21 protein-coding genes are annotated in these 24,319 nt (G+C 61.8%); 7 read left to right on the forward strand and 14 right to left on the reverse strand.

The window, feature by feature from the left end:
- Positions 1-39: 39 nt before the first annotated feature.
- The 3 genes from GGU46_RS00735 to fdhD form a co-directional block, all read right to left on the reverse strand.
- Positions 40-2,592: an FdhF/YdeP family oxidoreductase gene (locus GGU46_RS00735; protein ID WP_183401692.1), complete on the reverse strand. Its 2,553-nt coding sequence runs from the start codon at positions 2,590-2,592 to the stop codon at positions 40-42.
- A gap of 289 nt (positions 2,593-2,881) precedes the next feature.
- Entirely contained in the window at positions 2,882-3,205 is a 324-nt protein-coding gene (locus GGU46_RS00740) for a DUF7009 family protein (protein WP_183401693.1), read from the reverse strand.
- Positions 3,206-3,324: 119 nt separating this feature from the next.
- Positions 3,325-4,200 (reverse strand): formate dehydrogenase accessory sulfurtransferase FdhD, encoded by an 876-nt coding sequence (fdhD, locus tag GGU46_RS00745; RefSeq protein WP_317171825.1) that lies wholly within the window; start codon positions 4,198-4,200, stop codon positions 3,325-3,327.
- A 372-nt stretch (positions 4,201-4,572) separates the two neighbouring features.
- Here fdhD and moeB point away from each other — a divergent pair, with 372 nt between their 5' ends.
- The 3 genes from moeB (at position 4,573) to GGU46_RS00760 (ending at position 7,541) form a co-directional block, all read left to right on the forward strand.
- Complete coding sequence (gene moeB, locus GGU46_RS00750; protein WP_183401694.1) at positions 4,573-5,679, forward strand: molybdopterin-synthase adenylyltransferase MoeB; 1,107 nt, start codon at positions 4,573-4,575, stop codon at positions 5,677-5,679.
- A gap of 353 nt (positions 5,680-6,032) precedes the next feature.
- Complete coding sequence (locus tag GGU46_RS00755; protein ID WP_183401695.1) at positions 6,033-7,196, forward strand: putative sulfate/molybdate transporter; 1,164 nt, start codon at positions 6,033-6,035, stop codon at positions 7,194-7,196.
- Between the two features lie 6 nt (positions 7,197-7,202).
- Positions 7,203-7,541, forward strand: coding sequence for a hypothetical protein (locus GGU46_RS00760; protein ID WP_183401696.1), 339 nt, complete (start codon positions 7,203-7,205; stop codon positions 7,539-7,541).
- Positions 7,542-7,574: 33 nt separating this feature from the next.
- On the opposite strand, the gene GGU46_RS00765 is transcribed toward GGU46_RS00760, so the two are convergent.
- The 7 genes from GGU46_RS00765 to moaA form a co-directional block, all read right to left on the reverse strand.
- Positions 7,575-8,393: a DUF2490 domain-containing protein gene (locus tag GGU46_RS00765; RefSeq protein ID WP_183401697.1), complete on the reverse strand. Its 819-nt coding sequence runs from the start codon at positions 8,391-8,393 to the stop codon at positions 7,575-7,577.
- Between the two features lie 77 nt (positions 8,394-8,470).
- Positions 8,471-9,661 (reverse strand): glycoside hydrolase family 88 protein, encoded by a 1,191-nt coding sequence (locus tag GGU46_RS00770; RefSeq protein ID WP_183401698.1) that lies wholly within the window; start codon positions 9,659-9,661, stop codon positions 8,471-8,473.
- Between the two features lie 75 nt (positions 9,662-9,736).
- Positions 9,737-10,435, reverse strand: a complete 699-nt coding sequence (locus GGU46_RS00775) for a ClpP family protease (RefSeq protein WP_183401699.1) — start codon at positions 10,433-10,435, stop codon at positions 9,737-9,739.
- An 88-nt stretch (positions 10,436-10,523) separates the two neighbouring features.
- The gene (locus GGU46_RS00780; protein WP_183401700.1) at positions 10,524-10,820 is read right to left on the reverse strand and encodes a hypothetical protein; all 297 of its coding nucleotides are present in this window, start codon (positions 10,818-10,820) and stop codon (positions 10,524-10,526) included.
- A gap of 6 nt (positions 10,821-10,826) precedes the next feature.
- Positions 10,827-11,372: an RNA polymerase sigma factor gene (locus tag GGU46_RS00785; protein WP_183401701.1), complete on the reverse strand. Its 546-nt coding sequence runs from the start codon at positions 11,370-11,372 to the stop codon at positions 10,827-10,829.
- Positions 11,373-11,645: 273 nt separating this feature from the next.
- Complete coding sequence (locus GGU46_RS00790) at positions 11,646-12,926, reverse strand: leucine-rich repeat domain-containing protein (protein WP_183401702.1); 1,281 nt, start codon at positions 12,924-12,926, stop codon at positions 11,646-11,648.
- Positions 12,927-13,054: 128 nt separating this feature from the next.
- Entirely contained in the window at positions 13,055-14,062 is a 1,008-nt protein-coding gene (gene moaA / locus GGU46_RS00795; protein ID WP_183401703.1) for a GTP 3',8-cyclase MoaA, read from the reverse strand.
- 156 nt (positions 14,063-14,218) lie between these two features.
- Between moaA and moaD the strand changes: the two genes are divergently transcribed.
- On the forward strand, positions 14,219-14,461 hold the full coding sequence (gene moaD / locus GGU46_RS00800) for a molybdopterin converting factor subunit 1 (protein ID WP_183401704.1): 243 nt from the start codon (positions 14,219-14,221) through the stop codon (positions 14,459-14,461).
- A gap of 183 nt (positions 14,462-14,644) precedes the next feature.
- On the forward strand, positions 14,645-15,064 hold the full coding sequence (locus GGU46_RS00805; protein WP_110976271.1) for a molybdenum cofactor biosynthesis protein MoaE: 420 nt from the start codon (positions 14,645-14,647) through the stop codon (positions 15,062-15,064).
- A gap of 4 nt (positions 15,065-15,068) precedes the next feature.
- Here the strand turns inward: GGU46_RS00805 and GGU46_RS00810 are convergent, their stop codons facing one another.
- The 3 genes from GGU46_RS00810 to moaC form a co-directional block, all read right to left on the reverse strand.
- Positions 15,069-17,330, reverse strand: a complete 2,262-nt coding sequence (locus GGU46_RS00810; RefSeq protein ID WP_183401705.1) for a S41 family peptidase — start codon at positions 17,328-17,330, stop codon at positions 15,069-15,071.
- Positions 17,331-17,410: 80 nt separating this feature from the next.
- Positions 17,411-18,613 (reverse strand): NTP transferase domain-containing protein, encoded by a 1,203-nt coding sequence (locus tag GGU46_RS21865; protein WP_215906233.1) that lies wholly within the window; start codon positions 18,611-18,613, stop codon positions 17,411-17,413.
- On the reverse strand, positions 18,603-19,091 hold the full coding sequence (gene moaC, locus GGU46_RS00820) for a cyclic pyranopterin monophosphate synthase MoaC (protein WP_183401706.1): 489 nt from the start codon (positions 19,089-19,091) through the stop codon (positions 18,603-18,605). Before moaC ends, GGU46_RS21865 begins: the two co-directional genes overlap by 11 nt.
- 228 nt (positions 19,092-19,319) lie before the next feature.
- Here moaC and GGU46_RS00825 point away from each other — a divergent pair, with 228 nt between their 5' ends.
- Entirely contained in the window at positions 19,320-20,567 is a 1,248-nt protein-coding gene (locus GGU46_RS00825; protein WP_183401707.1) for a molybdopterin molybdotransferase MoeA, read from the forward strand.
- 23 nt (positions 20,568-20,590) lie between these two features.
- Here GGU46_RS00825 and GGU46_RS00830 read toward each other — a convergent pair whose 3' ends face one another.
- A complete protein-coding gene (locus GGU46_RS00830; protein WP_183401708.1) occupies positions 20,591-23,458 on the reverse strand; it encodes a hybrid sensor histidine kinase/response regulator in 2,868 nt (955 codons plus the stop codon).
- Positions 23,459-23,866: 408 nt separating this feature from the next.
- Between GGU46_RS00830 and GGU46_RS00835 the strand changes: the two genes are divergently transcribed.
- Positions 23,867-24,277 carry a hypothetical protein gene (locus tag GGU46_RS00835; RefSeq protein WP_183401709.1) on the forward strand — a complete coding sequence of 137 codons (411 nt, stop codon included), beginning with the start codon at positions 23,867-23,869 and terminating at the stop codon, positions 24,275-24,277.
- Positions 24,278-24,319: the final 42 nt, after the last annotated feature.

Below are 24,319 nucleotides of genomic sequence, written 5' to 3' on the forward strand. Positions count from 1 at the left end.
GTTTTCACGGCCGGGCTTTTTTTGCGGGTGTTTTCGGGGCTACGTTTCCACCGCCAAGCGCTGTTCCAGCGGAGCACCTACGGTTTTGCGGGTGGGCACCACGGTTACCACTACAAACTTGGAGGTAGGCGTGTTGCTGACCTTGGCTACACTGCCCACCGGCACCAGCGGGTTGGCCTCGGGGAAGTAGGCTGACACGTTGCCCTTCGGAATTTCGTAGGGCACGGCAATGAACTTCTCCACGGTGCGCTGCTCGCCTTTGTAGTGGCTGGTAATGTCGATGAGGTCCTTGGCCTTGATGCCGCGGTCGGCCATGTCCTGCGGGTTCATGAACAGCACCCGCCGCTCACCGTGCACCCCGCGGTACCGGTCGTTGTAGTCGTAAATGGTGGTGTTGAACTGGTCGTGGCTGCGCACAGTCATCAGGATCAGCTGGTCGGGCTCCACCTGGAACTTTTCCAGCTCGGTGGTGGTGAAGTTGGCCTTGCCATTTTTGGTCGTGAACTTCCGCTCCCGGGGGCCGTTGGGCAGGTAGAAGCCGCCGGGCTGCCGCAGCTGCTCATTAAACTTCTCGAAGCCCGGAATCACCCGCGAAATATGGTCCCGGATAACGTCGTAGTTTTCCGTCATGGCCACCCAGTCGGCAATGTTGGTCCGCTCGCCGAGGGTAGCAATGGCTACCCCACTGATAATCGCCACTTCGCTCATCATCTGGCCTTCCAGGGGCACCAGCACGCCTTTGTTCTGGCTGACTACCCCCATGGAGTTTTCGCAGGAAGTCATTTGCTGCCCTGATTTCTGCATGTCGATGTCGGCGTGGGTGAAGCAAGGCAGGAGCAGGCTGGTTTCGCCGGTGGTCAGGTGGCCGCGGTTGAGCTTGGTGCCTACAAACACGGTCAGCTTCTGCTTGCGCATCCCCTCGGCAATTACTTCGGTATCGGGGCCGGCCGCCAGCAGGTTGCCGCCCAGGCTGAAGAACACCTTGGTTTTGCCCTTGTACATGGCCTTAATGGCCTCCACGGTGTCGTAGCCGTGCTCGTAGGGCGGCGTGAAGTTGAACTCCTTGCCCAGAGCATCCTGAAACTCTTTGGTCGGCTGCTCCCAGATGCCCATCGTCCGGTCGCCCTGCACGTTGGAGTGGCCGCGCACCGGGCAGGTGCCCGCGCCGGGCTTGCCGATGGCGCCCTTCATCAGGTGCAGGTTCACGATTTCCTGCACGGTTTGCACCCCCTGGCGCTGCTGGGTTACGCCCATGGCCCAGCACGTGATAATCTTTTGCTTGCGGGCCAGCAGGTTGGCGGCTTCCAGCAGTTTCTCGCGCGAGATGCCGCTGAGCTCCTCAATATCTTCCCAGGAAGTGTTGCGGATGTTTTGCTCAAACGACTCAAAGCCCGTGGTGTACTCAGCAATGAAGCCCCGGTCTACTACCTGGCCGGGGTTCATGTCCTCGGCCTCGAAGAGGTGCTTCATGATGCCGCGCAGCAGGGCCATGTCGCCGTTTACCCGCACCTGCAGAAACAGGTCGGTGATTTGGGTGCCGTCGCCGAGCAAGGCCCCCAGCGCTTTGATGGGATTCATGAAATCCTGCGGATTCTTGAAATTCATCAGGCCGGCTTCCAGCAGCGGGTTCACCGAAATGATTTTGGCGCCGTTCTTCTTGGCCTTTTGCAGGGCCGTGAGCATGCGCGGATGGTTGGTGCCTGGGTTCTGCCCAATGATAAGGATGACCTCGGCCTCGTAGATGTCGTTGAGCGTAACGGAGCCTTTACCCAGGCCTAAGGTCGGGCTCAGGCCGGCGCCGCTGCTCTCGTGGCACATGTTGGAGCAGTCGGGCAGGTTGTTGGTGCCCAGCATTTTGGCGAACAGCTGAAACAGGAAGGCCGGCTCGTTGGGCACCTTGCCCGAGGTGTAGAACACGGCCTCATCGGGCGAGTCCAGGGCGTTCAGGTTGTCGGCAATCAGCTGGAAGGCGTCGGGCCAGGCAATGGGCGAGTAATGGTTGTCGCCGGGGCGCTTCACCAGGGGGTGGGTCAGGCGGCCGGCGTTGTTCTGGTCCCGGTCCGTCATCTTGGAAAGCTCCGCCAGGCTGTGCTGGGCAAAGAACTCGGGGCCGGCCGGCTTGCTGTCGGCATCCGAGGCGGAGGCTTTGGCGCCGTTCTCGCAGAACTCCGCCACCGAGCGGTGGTCGTCGGGGTCGGGCCAGGCGCAGCTGGAGCAGTCGAAGCCGTCCTTCTGGTTCATCTTCAGCAGCACCTGCGTGCCGCGCGACACGCCGCTTTCGCCCCAGCTGAACTCCATGGACTTGAGCACGGCCGTGACGCCGGCCGCTACCGTAGCGCGCTGCTCCAGGCGCAGGCCCGTGGGCGCCTCCGGGGGCTGGGCCAGAATGGGGTGGTGATATTTCGCGTTGGCCACGTCGGGGGCGGGAATTACCGACTCGTCGCGCTCGTGCTGCGGATCGGGGCGGTAGTGGTCGTTGGTGGGGGCTGCGCCCTGATCGGGCCGCTCACCACTTTTGGGTACGTTGTTTTCGGCGGCCTGCTGATGCGTTTTGCCAGCCTTGCCGGGGTCGTTGATGGGGGATTCTTCCATAACAAGTCAGAACAAAAGGAAAGTGAAAGACCCAGGCACTCCGGGCCGCCAGGTTTTTTATGGTAAGTCAGAAGCCCAGCCAGGCAGGCCGTGGTTTTCGGTTGAAATCAGGAGGCCCGGCTGATGCGTGAGCAAAGCAGTTTCGTACCCCCCGTGTTCCTCCAACCGCTCTGGCCGGTTTATGTTGGTTTTCAGGCGGAATGCTACCGTTTGTCAGACGCAAAAACGCCCGCTGGGGTTACTGTGCCCCGCCTAAGAGGCACTGTACGGCGGCAGACGGCGCCAGGCGCTAGTGCTGGCAGTCCAGGTCCTTTTCAATCAGGATTTTCAGCGGGCGGTCATCGGCCACCATAAGGGTAGCGGAAATGCCATTTTGGTCGGTGGTAGTCCAGTGCGAAGCCAAGGCGGCGGGCACCTTCACGGTAATGGCTCCGGCCCCGTAGGTTACCCGAAACTCTTCGTTTTCAGTGCGTTCCAGGGCGTAGGTCAGACTGTCGGTATCGGTGGGGCCCAGGGGAACCACGGCCGCTACCCGCCCGGCGTCGGCGAAGTGCTGTACTTCTTCCTCGGAAAGCCGAAGGCGAAGCGAGTTATCTTCAATACGAAGTTTCATGGAGCAAAAGGGTTTACCTCTCAGACGAGGCCTGGCCGCCGGATGTTGCGGCGGCGTTGGGGGTATAGCTGGCGAGCCACCCGGTCCAACGGGCTTTGCCCGCCGGACCGGGGTAGGCGTTATTTGCTGGGTTGCTGCAGGCGCCACTCGTGGCAGTACACGTTGTAGCGGTTCTGGCGCACGAAGCCGCAGAGCGTCATGCCAAAATTCTGGGCGGCCGATACAGCCAGGGAGGAGGGCGCCCCCACGGCCGCCAGCACCGGAATACCGGCCACGGCGGCCTTCTGCACCAGCTCAAACGAAGCCCGGCCACTCACCAGCAACACCGCGTTGTGCAGGGGTAGCAGCTCCTGAAACAGGGCCGCGCCAATTACTTTGTCCAGGGCATTGTGCCGGCCCACGTCTTCGCGCAGCAGCAGCAGCTCGCCTTCGGCCGAAAACAGGGCCGCCGCGTGCAGGCCGCCGGTTTGCTCAAACAGGGCCTGGGCCGCCCGCTGCCGCTCGGGCAGCTGGTGTATTACGGCCGGGTCTAGGTAAGGGCCCGCTTTAGGCAGCACCGGGCAGGCGGCGGCGTGCACGGCCTCGATGCTGGTTTTGCCGCAGACGCCGCAGCTGCTGCTGGTGTAGAAGTGGCGCTCCAGGCGGGGCATATCCACGGCGGCGGTGGGGGCCAGCTCGGCGCGCACCACGTTTTCGCGCTCTTCTTCCTTCTTTACATCGGGGCAGTAGATGACGCCGTGCACATCCTGCCGCCCCCGGATAATACCCTCCGTGAGCAGAAAGCCCGCCGCCAACTCAAAGTCGTGGCCCGGCGTGCGCATGGTGATGGACAAGGTGCGGTGCTCCCGCTGCCCCACCGGCCCGTAGCCCACCCTGATTTCCAGGGGCTCTTCGGCGGCCAGCACATCGGAGGCAGTCGTCATGTCGGGGCCCTGCACTTTGTGCACGGTCACGTAGTCGTAGGAGGTAGGGGGCAGGAAAACGGGAGCGGACACGGCAGGGAGGAGAGGGTGAGAAGAACGGCCGCCAGCAGCGGCGCCCAGCAAGCCAGACGCAGGCCCGGCGGCATTTGTTTAACCTTATGACCCGGAAGTAGGTTTGAGGAAGTGACAGGTGAATCGTGACAGGTGACAGGTGATGAGGTGACAGGTGAATGGTGATGAGGTAAAGGGTGACCGGTGACAAGGAAATAGTCCCGACACCGAATATTTTCACCTATCACCTCCTCACCTATCACCTCCTCACCTATCACCTTCTCACCTGTCACCTGTCACCTGTCACCTGTCACCTGTCACTTCCTCACCTCATCACCTCATCACCTCATCACCTCATCACCTGTCACGATTCACCTGTCACCTGTCACCCTTATGCTTACCGCCGAAGAACGCCAGATTTACCGCCGCCACCTGCAGTTACCCGAAATAGGTGAGGCCGGGCAGGAGAAGCTGAAAAGTGCCCGCGTGCTGGTGGTAGGGGCCGGTGGACTGGGCTGCCCCATTCTGCAGTACCTGGCCGCGGCGGGGGTAGGCACCCTGGGCATTGTGGATGCCGACACCGTGGACCGCAGCAACCTGCAGCGCCAGATTCTGTACGGCCCCGCCGACCTGGGCCAGCCGAAGGCCGAAGCCGCCGCCCGGGCCGTGAAGCGCATTAACCCCCTGGTGCACACGGAGGTGCACAGCTGCCGGGCCCGGCTGGGCAACGTGCGTGAGCTGGTCAGTAAGTATGATGTGGTAGTAGATGGCTCCGACAACTTCCCTACCCGCTACCTGCTCAACGATGCCTGCGTGAGCCTGGGCCGCCCGCTGGTATCGGGGGCTATTTACAAGTTCGAGGGGCAGGTATCAGTGTTCAACTACCAGAACGGGCCCACCTACCGCTGCCTGTTTCCGCAGCCGCCTTCGGCCCAGGAGGCGCCCAACTGCGACGCCACCGGGGTGCTGGGCGTGCTGCCCGGCCTGGTAGGCACTGCCCAGGCCACTGAAACCCTGAAAGTTATTCTGGGCCTGGGCGAAGTGCTGAGCGGGCGCCTCTGGCTGTTCGACGCCCTCACCTTCCAGACCCGCACCCTCAAGTTTGCCCGCCGCCCCGAGCAGGCCGCCATCCACCTCGACACGGCCGACACCCGCGACTACGCCGACCTGTGCGGAGCCGGAGTACGCAGTATTTCCGCGGCCGAGCTGCAGCAGCAGCTGGAGTCGGGCCAGCCGCCCTTCCTGCTGGATGTGCGCGAGCCCCACGAGTTTGCCGCCGGCCACCTGCCCGGGGCTACCTCCCTCCCCCTCAGCAGCCTGGAAAAAGGTGTGGCCACCCTCCCCAAGCAGCACCCGGTAGTGGTGTACTGCCGCTCCGGCCGCCGCAGCCAGCAAGCCGTGGAGCGCCTGCAAACCGAGTTCGGCTTTGGTAACCTCCTCAACCTCAGCGGCGGGATTCTGGCCTGGGAGGAAAGCGAGGAAGCCGTAGTAAAAAGCTAAGCGGGCCGAAAGAAATCATGTCAACCCAAGCACAATGTGCTGAAGCTTTTATCAGAACGTAGTTCCTCTTCAGAAGAAAGAGTAAGGTGGTTGAATGAAACACCCCCGCACGTCATGTCTCGTCCAGCCCGACATGACAGGTGAGAACAGGCTTACTTTTGGTGTTTCAGGCACTTCTGCCTCTCATTGCTTGATGCGCAACATTGCCTAAGGAAAAAGAGCCAGCTGTAGATTTTGCCATTGGTTGTGCTTCCCGGCCTGGGTAGCTGTCATTCTGCATTCCTGCCCTGCCTGCCTTCTGCAGCTGCTTTGCTTCTTCCCGTTTCCTACCCCTCCCACACTCGCAAACCCGAATGCCGCTTACCGCTACCCCTTCGCCTCGCCCCCGTATTCGTTTTGACCGCAACGAGCTGGCTGGTGCTTTCGGGGATTTAGGCACCGATTTGCCCCTGCTCATCGGCATCATTGCCGCTTCGGGCATAAATAGCGCCGGGGTGCTCATCATGTTCGGGCTGATGCAGCTGTTTTCGGGCCTGTGGTACGGTATGCCCATGCCGGTGCAGCCTCTCAAGGCCTTCGCGGCCCTGGTTATTGCCCAGAAAATTCCCGGGCGCGTGATTTTTGGGGGTGGGCTGGCCATTGGCCTCAGCATGCTGGCGCTGTCGGTGACGGGGCTGATTGACGCCCTGGCCCGGCTGGTGCCCAAAACCGTGATTCGCGGCATTCAGTTTGGGCTGGCGTTGCAGCTGGCGACCCTCGCCCTGAAAGAATACGTGCCCGCCGACGGCCTGCCCGGCTACGCCCTGGCCGCGGCCGGCTTCCTCGTGACGGTGGTGCTGCTGGGCAACCGGCGCTGGCCCGCCGCCCTCATCGTCCTGACGCTGGGCGTAACCTATGGCCTCATTTTCAAGCTCGATTTAGCCACTGCCCAGCGGGCCTTGGGCCTGCACCTGCCCAGCTGGCACGTGCCCGCCCGCGCCGATATTCTGCTGGGCGCCGTGCTGCTGGCCCTGCCCCAGATTCCGCTTTCCCTGGGCAACTCGGTGCTGGCCACCAAGCAGGTAGTGGACGATTATTTCCCTGAGCGGCCCCTCACGGTGCGCAAGATCAGCTTCACGTATGCCCTCATGAACCTGGTGAATCCGTTCCTGGGCGGCTTCCCGGTGTGCCATGGCTCCGGGGGCATGGTAGGGCACTACACGTTTGGGGGGCGCACGGGCGGCTCGGTGGTGCTGTACGGGCTGCTGTTTCTGGTGCTGGGGCTATTCTTTAGCCAGGGCTTTCAGCAGATTGTGCACATCTTTCCGCTGCCGGTGTTGGGGGTGCTCCTGCTGTTCGAGGCCCTCACGCTGGCTACCCTTCTGCGCGACATCAGCGGCTCCCGCGCCGATTTACTGCTGGCCTTGCTGGTGGGGTTGTTGTGCAGCGGCCTGCCCTATGGCTACCTTGTGGGCCTGGTAGCCGGAACCGCGCTGTATTACGCCATGCAGCGCGGGTGGGTAGGCCTCGGAAAATAGCTGCGTATGGAAGAACAATTACTCTGTCAGATCTGGAAAACGGTGCGGGTGGAAGCGGGGCCCCAGCCGTTTCAGGGCTACTACAGCATTGGGGAAAGTATGCTGTTTGATTTCCGCTACCTCGATGCGCCTCCATCTGCCCACCCCGATACCCCGCCCGGCCACTGGACCCGGCAAGCCGAAAAAATCCAGCATCCGGGTCAGGAAGATGCCCTGTACCTGCTGGTGCAGGCCGCTACCGAAGAATACTTGGTCCTGGAGCTGCACATGCTCTACGCCGGCCAGCCCCGGCACACCCTCACCCTGAGCCTGGTGCCTGCCGTTGCCGATGCTTCTGCGGCGTAAGAAATAGCGCGAACCTGTGTTTCGCGCTATTGGCTAGTCGGGCTGGGAGGGCACGTACTCCGGCGCGGGCCCCCCAGTATTGCGCCGGCTGATGCGGTAGATAACGGACAGCAGCAGGTTGTTTTTGCTGACGGTGGTCTGGGGCGTGTACACGTTCTGCTGGTAGCTGGCCGGCGTGAAGTTCGACTGCCGGACCACGCCAGCCTGTACCGTCCAATTCGGGCTAAACTGGTAGCCTACCCCCCCGTACACCCGGTTTCGCTCCAGGAAGGGCCCCTTCGGATTGAAGAAGACCTCATCGTAGAGGGAAAGAAAGACTGTTTTGTTCGTGACTGTGCTGTGGTTGAGCGGAATAAAGCCGTTGAGGCGGTACCGGATGCGGTTGCGGTAGCGCGAGGAGCCCGCCGGCACTACCCCGTCGCGGAAGGTAAACCAGCGCTGCTCAACGCGGTAGCGGTGCTCCACCTTGAGGCGGGCGTTATAGTGCGTAAACGTCACCTGCTCCCACAAGCGCCTTTCCGAGTTCAGCAGCCCCTCGTCCAGGTCGCGGTAGTCGGAGGTGGTGTAGCGCCCCCCGGCCACCATAAACGTGAAGTTCTTGGCCACATCGTAGCTCACCCCGCCCTTTATTTCGGTGTAGAAGTACTGCCGAAACAACCCATTAGCGCGGGTTTGCAGCTCCACGTAGCCGCCCCAGTGCTTGGGGCCGCCCGGCAGCACGGCCGTGGCAATGTGCCAGGTTCCTAGTTGCCGGTCCTGCACGGCGTTGGTCTGGCCCCGGGCGGTCTGGCCAGCCAGGCCGCTTAAAGCAGCTGTCAGCAATAGGGTAACGCGGGTTGTGGCAACAGGCATGGGGTAAGGCGCAATAAGATGCGAAAGTAGGCACCCCGAGCCAGAGCTAGCCTACAGCATCCTGTCATTCCGGGCCCTCACTTCAGTTGATTGTAACGCAGCAGCGCCTCCAGGTAGTAATAGTCGGCGTAGGTCAGAGGTGCATCTACCTCCGCCTTAGCTGGCTTGTGGGCCACGCAATGCTTGATGAGAAAGTTGTTGTTCTCGCCCACGGCGGCTAGGTAAGCGGGGCTGCTCAGGCTTACTAAAATCTGCTCGGCGGCTCGGCGGTAGCGTTTGGCATCGGGGGCGGGGCAGTACTGCTGCAACTCCAGCAGGGCCGAGGCCACAATGGCCGCCGCCGACGCGTCGCGCTCCTCCCGCGGGATGCCCGGGGCGTTGAAATCCCAGTACGGAATCTTGTCGGCGGGCAGGTTGGGGTGGTTGAGGAAGAAGTCGGCGGTTTGGCGCGCCTGCTCCCGGTAGCGGGTCAGCTTGGTGTCGCGGTACAGGGTGGTGTAGCCATAGATGGCCCAGGCCTGCCCCCGCGCCCACGCCGAGTTATCGGCCGCGCCCTGGGCGGTTTTCCTGGCCAGCACCTGCCCGTGCTCATCGTAGCAGACGACGTGGTAGGTGCTGCCATCGGGCCGGAAGTGGTTTTTTAGCGTGTTGTCGGCGTGCGTAATGCTGAGGCGGCGCAGGGTGGAGTCGCCGGAGGTGCGGGCGGCCCAGCAGAGCAGCTCCAGGTTCATCATGTTGTCAATGATGACCGGATACTGGTAGCCCGCAAACTCATTCCAGGACTTAATCAGCCCGACTTCCGGGTCGAACCGCGTCGCCAGGGACTTGGCCCCGGTAAGCAGCACGGGCTGGTAGGCGGGGTTCTGGGTCAGGCGCAGCCCGTTGCCAAAGGGACAGTAGAGCATAAAGCCCAAATCGTGGGTGCCGGTGTTGTGCTGCTCCCGGGCCATGGCCATGGTCCACCGCTCGGCGGCCTGCCGCCATTGGGGCTGCTTGGTGTACTCGTACATATACCAGAGCGTCCCGCCGAAAAAGCCGCTGGTCCACCACTCCGAAGGCATATCCTTGAGGGAGCCATCGGGCCGGCTGGAGTAGGGAAACTTCGTAACGTCGGGATGGGTCTGGAGCAGGCGCGTGAGCTGCTGCCCGGCGCGGGCAAACTCCTGCTGCACCTTGATTTTGCGCTGCTGGGCCGAGGTAGGCAGCACCACGGAAATGGCCAGGCAAAGTGCAGCCAGCAAACGCGGGAAGGAAGTGGGGCGGAGCATGGCATCAAGCTACGGGAAATTCGTGGCTGGCCTTTGGTTTTCAGCTAATAAGGACTCGCCTGCTTCCGATGATGCCTACCCCCGCTTGCGCTCCAATACCTCGTCAATAAGTCCGTACTCGCGGGCTTCGTCGGCGTGCAGCCAGTAGTCCCGGTCCGAGTCGTGGTGAATTTGCTGCGGTGTTTTGCCGGTGCGCTCCGCGTAAATAGCATAGAGTTCCCGCCGCAGCTTCACTACCTCCCGAGCCGTAATTTCAATATCGGCCGAGGGTCCCTGCACTCCGCCGCTGGGCTGATGAATCATGACGCGGGCGTGGGGTAGGGCCGAGCGTTTGCCCAAGGCCCCGACGCAGAGCAAAAACGCCCCCATGCTAGCCGCCAGCCCCGTGCAAATAGTGGCTACGTCGGGGTTCACGTACTGCATGGTGTCGTACATGCCCAGGCCGGCGTACACCGAGCCGCCCGGCGAGTTGATGTAGAGCAGGATGCCCTTGCGGTTGTCCACTGATTCCAGGAAGAGCAGCTGGGCGTTGATGATGTTGGCTATCTGGTCGTCCACGGCCTGCCCCAGAAAGATGATGCGGTCCATAATCAGGCGCGAAAACACGTCGATTTCCGCGAAGCGCGTGGGGCGCTCCTCAATTACGGAGCGGGTCATCCCTGTCACGTTGGGGTAGGCCGCGCTTTCAAACGGCTGAAAGTAGCGGTCAACGGTGAGGCCGTTCAGGCCGCGACTGTGCACGGCGAACTTGCGGAATTCTTGCTGAAGTAGCATGGCAAATAGGGGAAGAAAAGGGTATGAAGGTTCGGCCGCCTTCCGGGGGTAGGAAGCGGGGCGGGAAGAATCATAAACTCAGGAAAGGTTAGCGGCTTCTGCGGCGGGCGGCTAACAGGCTGCGCAGGGAGCCCGTGGCCGCTTGCCACCACCTGTGCCGGCGGGCCGGGCGCTCCAGGCGGGCGTGAATCAGCTCCAGCTCCTGGCGCAGCTGCTGGCGGCCGGCTAGCTGCAAGCCTTGGTAGAGCAGCTGTTGGGCGGCCACATCGGCGGCCAGTTCACTATCTACCAGCTGGCGTACGCGCCACGCCTCGGCTTCGGCGGCCGTGGGCTGGCCGAGCAGGTAGTGCTCCAGCTGGCGCAGGTAGTCAAGGGCGGGGCGCATGGCAGGCTAGTTAGTAACCGTGGCTACCAGGGCCCGAACGGAGGTGCGCAGGCGCTCCAGGCACTTGAACTTCTGCACCGTAGCCGAGCGCACGGTGCGGTACTGGTGGGCGGTGGCAATCTGTTCCAGGGGCTGCTGGAAGTAGTAGAAAGCCAGGAGAATATCTTTGCACCGCGCGCCCAGGCGCTCTACCTGCTCCAGTACCGAAAGTGCGGGCTGCTCCGCCACTTCGGCTTCCGCTACCTCCGCGTGTTCGTCGGTAAGGGAAACAAGCGGCTGCCGGGTGCGGCGACTCAGCTCCTGCCGCCACAGGTTGCGGCACACGGCCACCAGGTAGGTGCTGGCCGAAGCCGACAGCACGAGCGTTTCACCTACCACCTTCTCGTAGAACGTAATCAGGGCATCATGAAACACGTCCTTGGCATCCTGAGCCGTGCCGCCGTGCTGCTGCACGTAGCGCCGCACCATTGGGAAGGTGCGCTGGTACAGGTGGGTGAGGGTTCGTTCCCGGTCCGCGAGAAGCGCCTGCCGCAAAGCTGCTGTAGTTTCCATGAGAGGTAGGGCCGAGGTGAGGTGCCGAAGTCGTTCTGATAGTTAATCCGTTTTCTCGTCAACTATCACCCAGCTTCAGTGAAATATTTCATCAGGGTGGCTATGGCTTACTCAAAATCCGTTGGATAGCGGCCAGATAATCGGGGGTATCGGTCAGGCCGTTATGGCCCGCGCCTGGCAGGGTAATAAACTGGTCCTGCGACTTTAGCGATAATTGCCGTTTTGGTGCGTTTGCCGTAGCAGAGTGGTCAATCTTCCCTACCCCCTTTAACTTTACCATTCCAGCTTTTTCAGCAGCGGTAACCGTTGGCGGTTGACAATAGTAGAATCAAGGCCGGTGTACTGTATGTTGAGGCCTTCCAGCTTTGAGAGTCTGTAAACAGCGGCGGGTAATGAATCGAGTGGGTTATCTTTTAGACTGAGACGCCGCAATTGAGGAAGCCCCTGTAAGGCATCTATATTAGTTACTCGGTTCTTGCGCTTGCTGTTCCAGAAGCTATTCACTTCCAATACTTCTAAGTGTTGAAGCTGGCGAATACTGGTGGGTATAGTTCGTAAGTTGGCGTTGCTAAGGTATAGCTCACGCAGATTAGTTAACCCATTCACCGCCTGCGGATAACGGTCCAGTCGGTTGTCGTTAAGATTTAACACACGCAGACTTTTCAACTGGCTGATAGATGCCGGAATGCTGTCCAGCCGGTTCCATTCCAGATTCAGCTCCTGTAGGCTGTCGAGTTGGTAGAGTTCAGTTGGGAATTGGGTAAGTCGATTATAGCCCAAATCCAGCTTCTTCAGCCGCTTCAAGTTCTGCAGCCCTGCAGGGAGCTTTGGCAAGTGGCTAAGATTCAGGCTTAGCTCCTGCAAATTGAACAGCTCACCTAGCCGGCTGTATAACGTGTCAGGGCCTTTGTCCTGCCCGTTACGCTTTTCGTAGTCAATGGCGTACGAAACCAAATCCAGCGATTTTACTTTGGCTGGCTCTTTCAACGCTAGGCGCAGGTCGTCGTACTGGCCTTTGTAATCCTTACGAGTGCGTTGGAAGTAAGTAGAGTCCAGTCGGAACGTAAACGTGCCTTGCAGCAACGGCTTAACACGCTTTTTGTCGCCGATGTACTGTAAATCAAATTGTACTTCCGGGTGTGTAAATGAGGCATTTAGCCGGGTAATAGTACCGGTGATGCCCTTGAACTGCTCAAAGTCCCAAGTGGCCCGGTCGTAGCCGATTGCAGCAAAGGCCGCATTCGGCACCGGTACAGACTGGCCTACCGGAAGATTGGCCAAGTGCTGAAGACGCACAAATATTTCTTTGGTATACCACGTATCACTGATGTTCGGTTGCTGGGAAAAGTAGCGGTACACCAAGACCTCAAAACGGCCGCTGTCCAGCTCCGTGCCGCCAATTACATCGGCCCGCTGCAAATAGCTCGTTTCTACCTCAATCTGCTGAGGTGGCTCTTTGCTTGTTCTCAGTGATTTACAGCTTAACGCAACTAGTAGGCACGCAATTGCACACAGCACTGAACTTAAGCTCACAGAGTGGAATAGTCGTTTCATCGTGAGCTAAGGATAGGTAGAATTTGCTGTTCTAACATCCTATGCCTCCTCTCGATGAGAACTAATGAAATTAGTGGCTCCCGAGAAATAAACCCAGATTCCTTCCTGCGGTCGGAGTGACAAGCTCCCTACCCCCCAATCGTGCTCATGGACTCGAAGCTGAGCTGGTGGAGGGGGCGCTGCTGCTCGGCCTCAAAGCCATTGGCGGCGCGGTTGCGGAAGGCGGAGGTGAGGGCGGCCACCAGGTCGGCATCGGAGGCGCCGCCGCGCAGTAGGGCCCGGATGTCGAGCACGCCCTGGTCGTAGAGGCAGGTTTTGAGGCCACCTTCGGCCGTGAGGCGGATGCGGTTGCAGGTGCCGCAGAAGGTGCGCGAGTAGGCCGCAATAATGCCCAGGCGGCCCTGGTGGCCGGCCACGGTGTAATGCGAGGCCGTGTCGCCGGGGCGGGTGGCTACAGGCGTCAGCTCACCCAGGTTCAGGGCCAGATGCTCCCGGATGCGGTTGTGGTTCCAGGGTAGGGTAGCGGCGTGGCTACCCCCGTTGAAGGGCATTTCCTCGATGAAGCGCACGTCTACGGGCAGGTCGCGGGTGAGCTCGGCCAGGGGTAGCAGGTCCTGGGTGTTCTGCCCGTCCATTACTACCGCGTTGATTTTTACTCTGATTCCAGCCGCCAGCAGGGCGTAAAACGTGTCCAGCACGCGGGGCAGCTCGTCGCGGCGGGTGATGCTGGCGAAGCGGGCCCGGTCCAGAGTGTCGAGGCTCAGGTTCACGGCCTTCACGCCCATGCGGGCCAGCTCTGGCACATGGGGGGCCGTGAGTACGCCATTGGTGGTCAGGGTCAGCTCCTCAATGCCCGGAATTTCGGTGAGCCGACTCATAAACGGCACCAGGTCGCGGCGCACGAAGGGTTCCCCGCCCGTCAGGCGGACCTTGCGCACGCCCAGACCGGCCATCACGGCCACCAGTCGCTCCATTTCCTCGTAGGTCAGCAGCTGTTGCTTGGGCAGGTACTGAATGCCTTCCTCGGGCATGCAGTAAAAGCAGCGCAGGTTGCAGCGGTCCGTAACGGCCAGGCGCAGGTATTCCAGCGGGCGGCCGTGGTTATCAAACAAAACGGACGGTACAGGAGCAGACATACTCGGGAGGAGAAAACACGGCGCTTCAGAGGGCGTCGTGAAACAAACAACGTAAATCAGACTTTTCCGTTCGGGTGAAGGGCACGGCTACCTGCCTGGGGCTACCCCCGCCGGCCGGCGCAACCCGTTTCACCACGACGAACACCTAGATAACCAATGAACTTGAAAATTGCTTTGTTTGGCATTGCCCGCGAAATCGTGGGGCAGTCGGCGCTGGAGGTTTCGGCGCCGGAAGGCCAGTCGGTGCAGGCGCTGCTGGCGGGGCTTCGGGAGCAGTACCCGGCCCTGGGCCGCCTCTCCAGCCTGGCCGTAGCCGTGAACAACGAATACGCCGAAGACGGGGCCACCCTCTCGGAGCGCGACGAAATTGCCCTGATTCCGCCGGTGAGTGGGGGGTAGGAGTTTACTTGGTAATACAGCGTCATACTTGATCTTGCGTCCGCGCAGCCGAAGCATCTCTACCGGTTCGTTGCTATTCTAGGGCAGTGATTAGCCAGAGGTAGAGATGCTTCGACTACGCTCAGCATGACGTTATTTGGTCACCTTATCCCTTCATCACCTCCTCACCTCTTCACCTCTACTTTGATTCACATCGACTTAACTGATCAGCCCATTGACGTAGCCGCGGCCCTGCGCACGGTGGAAGACGACGGGGCTGGTGCCATCAACACGTTTATTGGCGCGGTGCGCAACAAGAGCACCGGCCGCCCCGTGGTGCGCCTCGAGTATGAGGCCTACGACAGCATGGCCCTGCACCAGCTCCGCAAAGTGGCCGAGCAGGCCGTGGAGCAGTGGCCCATGCTGAAGAAAGTCACCGTCATTCACCGCAAAGGCACCCTCTACATCGGCGACGTAGCCGTGGTAGTAGCCGTATCCACGCCCCACCGTGCCGAAAGCTTCGCCGCCTGCCAGTACATCATTGACACCCTGAAGCAGGTAGTAACTATCTGGAAGAAGGAGTTTTACGAAGACGGCGACGTGTGGGTAGCCGCGCACCCGTAGCAGTTTAGTTTGCGGCGCCGGCCTCGATAAACGCCACGGCGCGTTCCAGCACTTCGTCGCGGCCCTCCCTGATTCCTTGGATGGTGGGCTTCACCTCTACGTCGGGGACAATGCCGACGCGCTGGGTTTCGCGGCCATCCGGGTAATAGACGCCCAGACCGGAAATGCGGGTGGAGATGTTGCCGGGTAATACAATGGCCGATACGTTGCCGTCGGCGCCGGCCGTGGTGCTGCCCATTACCATGGCGCCGGGTATGGCCCGCAGCGCCATGGCCGTGTATTCGGAGTTACTAACGGATAGTTCGTTTACCAGAATAACCACTTTCCCAGTGTACGCCGGGCTTTCACCCGGCTGTACTAGTAGCGGATTAGATTTTAGAAACACGCCTGGGTAAGCGACGAGCGGGGCGCTGAACCGCGCGAATTCTGCGGGCTGCGTCAGCAGATACTTCGTAAGCGCAAACACTACGAAATCAGAGGGGTAGTTGCGAATATCAATAATAAGGCCCTTGGTGCCCTGGGCTTCCTGCATAATGACCGGCAAGTCCTTGTTTTTGATTGTGCCCAGTGTGAGGTGGCCGATATTGCCCGGGAGCACGCGCCAAGCAGGAGCTTTGGGGTCAGGGGTGCCAGATTCAAGTCCCAGATTTAACTTGCTGATCAGGTGGCGGTTGAGGGTGAAAGGTAGCTCCTGGCCGTTGCGTTGCACCACTACGGATACCTGCTCAGTGGAGCCGCGCAGCAATTCGCGGCCTATGTTCCGAAGTTGGGTAGGCTCGTTGGATGCCGGCGTAATTGGTCGTCTTTCGGCAATAAGGTCTGTTACCTTACGGCCATTTATCTGCACTACAATATCGCCTTTTTGTAGGCCGGTGGCCGGTCCTAGCTGCGGGTCAAAGTACCCAGTTACAACCGGCTGCCCTTCCACAAACCGCACCTGCACGGGGGCACGATACTTCCCCTTGTATGCAGTAAGAATTCTGTCGGGTTCCGAAATAGTGGCGTGGGTATCGTGGATGCGGGCAATGAGGGCTAGTGCCGTTAGCCGGTACTGCTCGGGGGTGCGGGCAGCCACAAACTGCGGTATCAGTTCGGGCAGTACTTGCTGCCAGTCTTCCCCGATGGCGTAGCGGTAGGGAAAGAAGTAGGCAATCATGTTCCAGTAGCGGTACAGGGCCAACAGCCGCAGGCCGTCGTCGGGCAGGTCGGTTTTCAGCAGGGCATACCGTTCCTCGTGCTGAAATACGGGGTTGCCTGCTCCCGGCGCAGTACCCACGTAGTAGTGCGGCCCTTGGTTGCGGTTGCGGCGCAGGTAGACCAGCTGCTTGCTCAGGTCCGGGCTCAACTGCTTTTTATCCGTCAGCCAAGCCAAGTCCGGTTGAAGGCGGACACTATCGGGGGCGGGTTCCCGGCAGGTAGGGCAGGCCGGCACCGGGCCCAGACTGGTCACCCAGCTGCTGAGTACCTGGCTGCGGGCGTTGGTGGATGAGCTGGCCAGCACCTGCGGCAACACCCGGAACAGCGCAGCATCCAGATTATGCTCGCCGGCCGCCACGGCCGGGTGGTAGTACTTCACGAAGCCCCACACCCGCCCCAGCACCGCCAGGTTTTCAGTTTGCTGCTTGCTGAGCCCGTTAAGGTTGAGGCCAGAGCCTGAAAAGAATGCGGTATCCTGCTCGGCCTTGTACTGCCGGACCGGGCGCAGAAGCGCTTGTGCCAGCGGCTTGCCATCCACGGTCAGCTCTAGTTGATCAAGCCACATGGTGCCGGTGCCGGGCAGCAGGCCGCCCAGCACCACCGACTCCGCGGCTTCATGCAAGGGAAGCGTAATAGAATAGGCTTGCCACTCCGTGGTACCGCGCACATTCTGCTTCGACATATTGTCGAGCTGCAACGTGCCCTGTGGCCCATCAACCCGTAGCCAAAGGCCCGCGTAGCCGTTTTGCACGTTCTCGGTTTTGATAAAACCGCTGAGCGTCATGGTCTTGCCCTGGAAATTGATGGGCAGCCGAGTAGAGGCTACGCCAAACCCGCCCTCTTTTTTCGTGCCGGTCGACTGAATCCGCAGGGCGTAGCGCCCGTGGTGTTTCACCAGAGAGTCGGCCGTTACCGTGTACCCGTTATCCGTGGGCGCCCACCAGCCGACGGGCAGATGAGTTTCCGGGTTCACCTGTTCAACATCCAGGTTCAGATTGGACCCTACCCGCTGGGCATGGGTAGCAATGGTTGCGCTCAGTAGCGCTGATAGTAAATAATACCGTTTCATATAGCAGCTAGAGTCAGGAACGTGCTTGAAGGTAGCAGCATATTCCTGACTCTGGCTCCAATACGGTTTTCGAGCCTGGGCTACCCCTTAAGTTCCTGGCGGGCCTGCTCGGCTTGCTCGGGCGTGTTCACGTTGCGCAGCTCCTGGGGGGCGGGCGGGGGTAGCAGCTCGATGTCGGAGTTGATGAGCGACTTGCGGGGGCAGCTATAGCCCAGGCTCAGGAAGCGCAGCAGGGTAGCGTAGCTGCCGGGCTCCCAGATGGTGATGAGCGGCTCGGGCCACTCGTTTTCCGGGCTTTGGTAGGCCGTGGCCAGGCGGGCTGGTTGGCGGTGCTCCACGAGGTGGCCCAGGGTGGTTTCGGAGAGGAAGGGCAGGTCGCAGGCCACCACCAGCCAGGCTGCGTTGGGGTCGAGGCGGAAGGCGGAGAGCAAGCCGCTCAGCGGGCCCAGGTCGGCGAAGGTATCGGGCAGGGGGCGCAGGCCGGCGTACTCCAGCTCCATCACCTGGTCGGGGCGGCAGGAAACGTGCACATCCTGGCAGAACCCGGCCAGCAGCTCGGCGGCGTAGGCGCGCTGCTCCCGGCCTTGGTGGTAGGCGAGCTTGCCCTTGTCCTGGCCCATGCGCTGGCTGCGCCCGCCCGCCAGCACGAGGCCCCGCAGAGGAGGCGCGGCCTGGTGCCACTCCCGCAAAATCAGGTCGGCCAGGGTTTCGGTGTCGTGGAGGGGTAGGACGGGCACGTTGGCCTCGGCCAGGTGGGCGCGCAGGTAGGCGGGTACTTCGGTTACGCCTTCGGGCAAAAGCAGGGCGCGCACGTTGGTGAGGCGGTCGAGTTTTTTCTCCACGGGTTTGGCCGAGTCCAGAATCACGAGCTGCTGGCGGGCCCGGAAGTGGTTGCCATTCACCAGCACCAAACTCTGGTGCTGCAGCCACTCCTGTTGGCTGAACTTATCAAAGCCGCGCTTTACATCCAGCCGGGTAAAGGTGATTTTATCGGTCAGCTCGGCCGCCGCGCCGGCTTGCAGCACGGCATCCTGGCCGCCGCTGCCGCCCTGGGCCGCGTCGTCGCCGGCGGCGTGGTCGGCATCCACGTAGGCCACGCGCAGGGTGGGAGCAAGCAGGGGCAGCAGCCGGGCCGCCAGCTCCTTGATTTTTCCGCAGGGCGCGCCCAGGATGGCCAGCTCGTGGCGGCCAAACTCGCCCAGGTCGGGACGGGCCAGCTGGGCGTGCTTGGTGCGGGGCGCGGGGGTAGGACTGGCCGAATCGGCAGTAGGCTTATCCGACATGGTGAAAATCCTGTTTGCCGCCGGTTTTCTCCAGCAGGCGCGTTTCCTGAATGACAATGTTGTGCGACAAGGCTTTGCACATGTCGTAAATGGTAAGCGCCGCCACCGAGGCGCCGGTCAGGGCCTCCATTTCTACCCCGGTTTTGCCGGTTACGGTGGCCGTGCACTCAATCAGCACGGCGTCTTCCCCATCCACCTCAATGCGCACCTGGCAGTCGTCGAGGCCCAGGGGGTGGCAGAGCGGAATCAACTCCGAGGTGCGCTTGGCCCCCATGATGCCGGCCAGAATGGCGGTCTGGAACACGGGGCCCTTGCGGGTGGGCAGGTCGCCTTCTTTCACGAGGGCCATGATATCAGAGCCGAGCACCACGCGGCTGCGGGCCCGGGCCACGCGGCGGGTAGAAGCTTTGGCGCCCACATCAACCATGGCGGGCTGCCCGGCGGCGTTGAGGTGGGTGAGTTTGGGAGAGTCAGACATAGTAGCGGTAAAGACGCATCTTGGCGCCCAGTCGTTGCGAATAGTAAACAAACCGGCCAGGCTGGTACTTTGCTTTTTCGTTCCGCCCGGTTGTCATTCCGAGTGGAGCGAGGAATCTGGGTTAAACTCCTGATGACTTGACCCAGATTCCTCGCTCCACTCGGAATGACAGTCCGGTAACGCTGCGCGACGTAAAGATGCGTCCCTCCACCCGTTCTATCTGCTGCCATGCTCTCCGTTGAAGACGCCACCCGCCTTGTTGCCGCCACCATCCGTCCGCTGCCCGTGGAGTACCTGTCGCTACCCCTGGCGGCGGGCCGCATCCTGCGCGAAGACCTGCGGGCCGACCGGGACTTTCCGCCCTTCAACCGGGTAGCCATGGATGGCATTGCCCTGCGCTTCGCCGCAGTAGAAGCCGGCCAGACGGAATTCCGCATCGAAAGCACCCAGTTTGCTGGCCAGCCGCCTACCCCCTTGCTTGACCCCGAAGCTGCCGTGGAAATCATGACCGGTGCGGCTCTGCCCAAGGGCGTGGATACCGTAATTCGCTACGAAGACCTGACGTTCCGCACCGATGCCGCCGGGCAGCGCTACGCCACCGTGCAGGCCTACCCCCCGCGGCAAGGCTACAACGTACACGCCCGCGCCGCCGACCGCCGCCAGGGCGACTTGCTGGTGCCCGCCGGTACTCGTCTGGAGCCCGCCGAAGTGGCCGTAGCCGCCACCATCGGGGCGGCTACGGTGGCCGTCACGCGCCGCCCCCGCGTGGCCGTAGTCAGTACCGGCGACGAGCTAGTGCCTATCACGGAGCAGCCCGCCGCCCACCAGATCCGGCGCTCTAACGCCCTGATGCTGCAGGCCGCCGCCTGGCAGGCCGGGGCCGAGGCGGAAGCCTTTCACTTCAACGATGACCCCGAAGCCCTGCGCCGGGGCCTGCCCGCCCTGCTGGAAGGCTTCGACGCGGTGATCTTGAGCGGAGGCGTGTCCAAGGGCAAAGCTGATTTCCTGCCGGAAACCCTGCGGGAGCTGGGCGTAGAGCAGGTGTTTCATGAGGTGCAGCAGCGGCCCGGCAAGCCGTTCTGGTTTGGCCGGCAGCCGGGCGGCGCGGTAGTGTTTGCCCTGCCCGGCAACCCCGTGTCCACGTTCGTGAACTTCTACCGCTACGCCCGTCCCTGGCTGCTGGCTGTGCAGCACCCCGAAACTGCCGAAACCCTGAGCTTGCCAACGACGGCCTTGCTCGGCGGTCCGGTAGCGGCGGTGCTTACCGAAGATGTGCAGTTCAAGCCTCGCCTCACGCACTTCCTGCTGGTTAGCCTGCAGCCCGGCCCCGACGGCCGCCTATTGGCTACCCCCGAGCGGGCCGGCGGCTCGGGCGACATGGCCAGCCTGCTCACCTCGGCGGGTTTTCTGGAGCTGCCGCCGGAGCCGGAACAGTTTCCGGCTGGCACGGTGCTGCCGGCATGGCGGTTTCGGTAACGAATTCTATGCGGCGGCGAGGCTTACTTGGCGGCCGAAACGGGGGCCGCTTCCAAGGCCGCCTGCATCTGGCTGATGACTTCCCGCAGCTGCTGGGTAATGGTGGCTACCAGTGCGCCCACGGCCTCCGGCTGAAACTCGCCCGGCCACTGGTCCAGTTCCGTGACTGCCGGGAGCAGGTGCTGCACCCGCAGGTGGGCCAAGCCGGGCTTGAGCGTGTGGGCCACCGTCTTTAGCCGCCCGATGTTGCCCTCCTGCAATGCCTGAGCCAGCTCCTGTAGCAGTTCCTCGCTGCTTTCCACAAAGGTTTCCAGCATGAAGTTCACGAAGCTCTGGTCGCCCTGGCCCACTTTCAGCAGCTCATCCGTCTGGTAAAGCGCTGGCGGTGGGGTGGCAGCCGGCAGCAACGAGGAAGCCGAGGCCGGGGCCGTAGCCGTAGCCCGCGACTGGGGCACTACCCACTCGCTCACCACCTTCAGCAGCTCGGCTTCCTGGAAGGGCTTGGCCAGATAGGCATTCATGCCCCCCGCCAGGCACTTCTCCCGCTCGCCCTTGATGGCGTTGGCCGTGAGGGCCACAATGGGGGTAGTAAGCTGCAGCTGCTGGCGCAGGGCCGCCGTGGCGCCGTAGCCATCCAGCACAGGCATCTGAATGTCCATCAGAATCAGGTCGAAAGCCTGCTCTCGGGCCAAGGCCACGGCCTGCTCGCCGTGCTCGGCCTCGGTTACCTGTACCTGGGCCTGTTGCAGAAAGGTTTTGGCAATCTGGCGGTTAAAGCGGTTGTCTTCTACCAGCAGCACGTGTTTGTGGCGCAGATGCTGACGCAGGGGGCTGTCCTCGGTCAGGACCACCTGGGGCAGCAGGTCCTGCTCCGTGCCGATGGGTAGGCGCAGGGTAAACTGCGTGACCGTGCCCTGGTGCTTTTCGCTTTCCAGCTGCACGTCGCCGCCCATGAGCTTTACCAGGTTGCGGCAGATGGGCAGGCCCAGGCCGGTGCCGCCAAACTTGCGCGTCACGGAGGCATCTTCCTGGCTGAACTCCTGGAAGATGTGGGCCAGAAACTCGGGCTCAATGCCCACGCCCGTATCCGTCACCCGAAACAGCACATCGGCGGTTCCGGCGGGCGCGCCGGCCTCCACCACCTGGCACGAAATTACTACCCGTCCTTTCTCCGTGAACTTAATGGCGTTGCCGGCCAGGTTCAGCAGCACCTGCGTAATGCGGTATGGGTCGCCGAGCAGCACGGCCGGCAGGCCGGGCCCGGCCTGCGTACTCAGGCACAAGCCTTTCTCAGCGGCCTTGTAATGCAAGGTTTGCTCTACCTGAGCCAGCAGCTGCGCCGGCGAGAACCCAACCTGCTCCAGCACCATTTTGCCCGCCTCCAGCTTGGAGAGGTCGAGAATATCGTTGATGATGACCAATAGGTTGTCGGCGGAGGTGGTAATGGCCTGCTGGTAGCTGCTCTGGAGGGGTGTCAGCTCGGTTTTGGCCAGCAGCTGCCCCATGCCCAGAATGGCGTTCATGGGCGTGCGGATTTCGTGGCTCATGTTGGCCAGAAACAGCTCCCGGGCCCGCACCGCCGACTCGGCCGCCAGCTTGGCGTGGCGCAGGGCCCGCTCCGTGGCTACCCGCTCCGTCACATCCAGCCCGTAGCCCAGAATCATGTGCAGGGAGCCATCGGGGTGGAACACGGGCTGCAGGCAGCGGTACTGGTGCCGGTCGCCGTCGGGCCGCAAAAAGGTTTCCTCGTAGGTGACCAGGCGCCGCTCGCGCACTACCTGCTCCAGCTGGGCGTGCCGCTCCTGGGCCATGGCCTCCGGGAGGTTGCGGTGGGAGAAATAGGTGAAATTGTCCTTGCCAATAATCCAGCGGCGCACTTCCGGGTCCTTGATGCCGCTGGCATTTACGAACAGGTACCGGAATTTGTCATCGAACACGCCCACGTCGCAGGGCAGCTGGTCCAGCACAAACTCATAGAAAGCCCGCTGTTCGGCCAGCTGCTTTTCTACCTGCCGCCGCTCCGTAATGTCCACGCCCATACCTACCATCATGCGCAGGGAGCCATCGGAAGCAAATACGGGCAGAAAATGCCGCCGCATGTGCTGAGGGCCCGCGTCGGTTTCCTGCACTTCCTCCCAGGCCACGGCGGCGCGGGTCTGCACGGCCTGCTCGAAGCACGCACGGCGCTGTACGGCCAGCTCCCGGGGGCGCTGAAAGTGGGTGCAGTAGGCAAAGTCATCGTGCCCGATAACCCAAATGCGGGTGTCAGCGTCCAGAATGCCGTTGGCATTCACGAAACGGTAGCGGTGCCCGGCGTCGAAAACGGCCACTTCCACGGGAAGCTGCTGCAGAATGGTTTCGTAGAAATCCGGCTGCGGAGCGAGTGGGGCTGACCCGGGGTGCTCCGCTGGGCGTAGGGCAGTGAAATAAAGCGCGGCAACCCCGTCGGAAATAACCTTGCCCTCTAGGTGATAGGGTTGCCCGGCCAGCTGCAGGTGCTGCTGCCGGGGCGTATTGGTGCGCAAAACGGCCTGCGCTACCTCCATAACCGGGGTATTGGGGCAGGTTAGCTCGTCGCCGACGCGGGCCGCCAGGGCGGTGGCGGCAGCATTGGCGCACTGCACCTGCCCGGCCGCCGAAACCAGCACTACCGGCTGCGGGTGCTGAGCCAGCAACTGAGCGGCCACTTCCGCTGCAGGGGTACAGGTGCCACCACCGGGCTGGGTCGGCGGGAGGGAGGTGTGCTGAGCTGCCGACAGCTGAGCCTGGGCCGTTTGCAGGGCCTGTTGCAACGTGGCTATCTGGTTCTCGGCCCAGGCCCGCCAGGCCCGTTCGTCGGCGGGGGGGCTGGCGAAATCATCAGTAAGGCCAAGAGACGCAGCAGCAGTCATTTACTTCAGGAACACAGCGTGATAAAGCAACAAATATAGCCAATTCGGGTAGTGTAATATACTTATTAATAGATGACTGATTTTTGAATAAATAGGACGATTTATATGTGATTTGTCGGGTGCGGCTCATAGGCGCTCTTTTCGGTAGGCCTATGCCAACGCGCATAACCAAGCCTGCCCTGCCCCGCCATGGTACGATTCCGGGGAATCCGCCGGGAAAAGCCGCCTGTTATAAAGCAAGTCGGTGCGGGTGTATGGGCGGGCGCGTAGCGGCGCACCGCTGCCACCCCGGGAGACAAGTCGCAGCGAAACCCCCGGCCAGCTGCCTTCCCGAAGGCGGTTGCATGTGTCCGGGCAGAGGCGTATCTTCCTGTTTCAGAGAAACTAGTGCTTTCTGAATTTCTGTGCATGCCCTACTTTGAGAATACGGCCGGTCATCTTGAGGTGGAGCCTGCTGGTTTCCTGCGCCTGACTTGGCACTCGGCGCACACCCAACAGCGAGAAGGAGTGCGCCCGCTACTGGAGTGCGCGCTGCAGGCCCTGCGGGAAACCGGACTAGAGCGGGCCCTGATAGATCAGCGCGCCCGCCTGATTCATCGGGAGGAAGACGCGGTGTGGATGCTGCTTGACTACTTTCCTCGCCTGATGGCCCAAACCCACTACCGCTACGGGGCATACCTGGAATCGGCGGAGTTTTTTACCCGAAATGAAACCCGCTACCTGATGGCCGAAGCTCACACCCGCTACGGGGTGCCGTGCCGGTATTTTGGCACCGAGGCCGAGGCAGTTGTCTGGCTGTTGCGGCAAGAGGTAGGGTAAGCCCCCAGGGTGAATGCCACCACTAGGCCCCTAAGCCGGCCC

Source organism: Hymenobacter latericoloratus (assembly GCF_014199535.1).
Lineage (GTDB): Bacteria > Bacteroidota > Bacteroidia > Cytophagales > Hymenobacteraceae > Hymenobacter > Hymenobacter latericoloratus.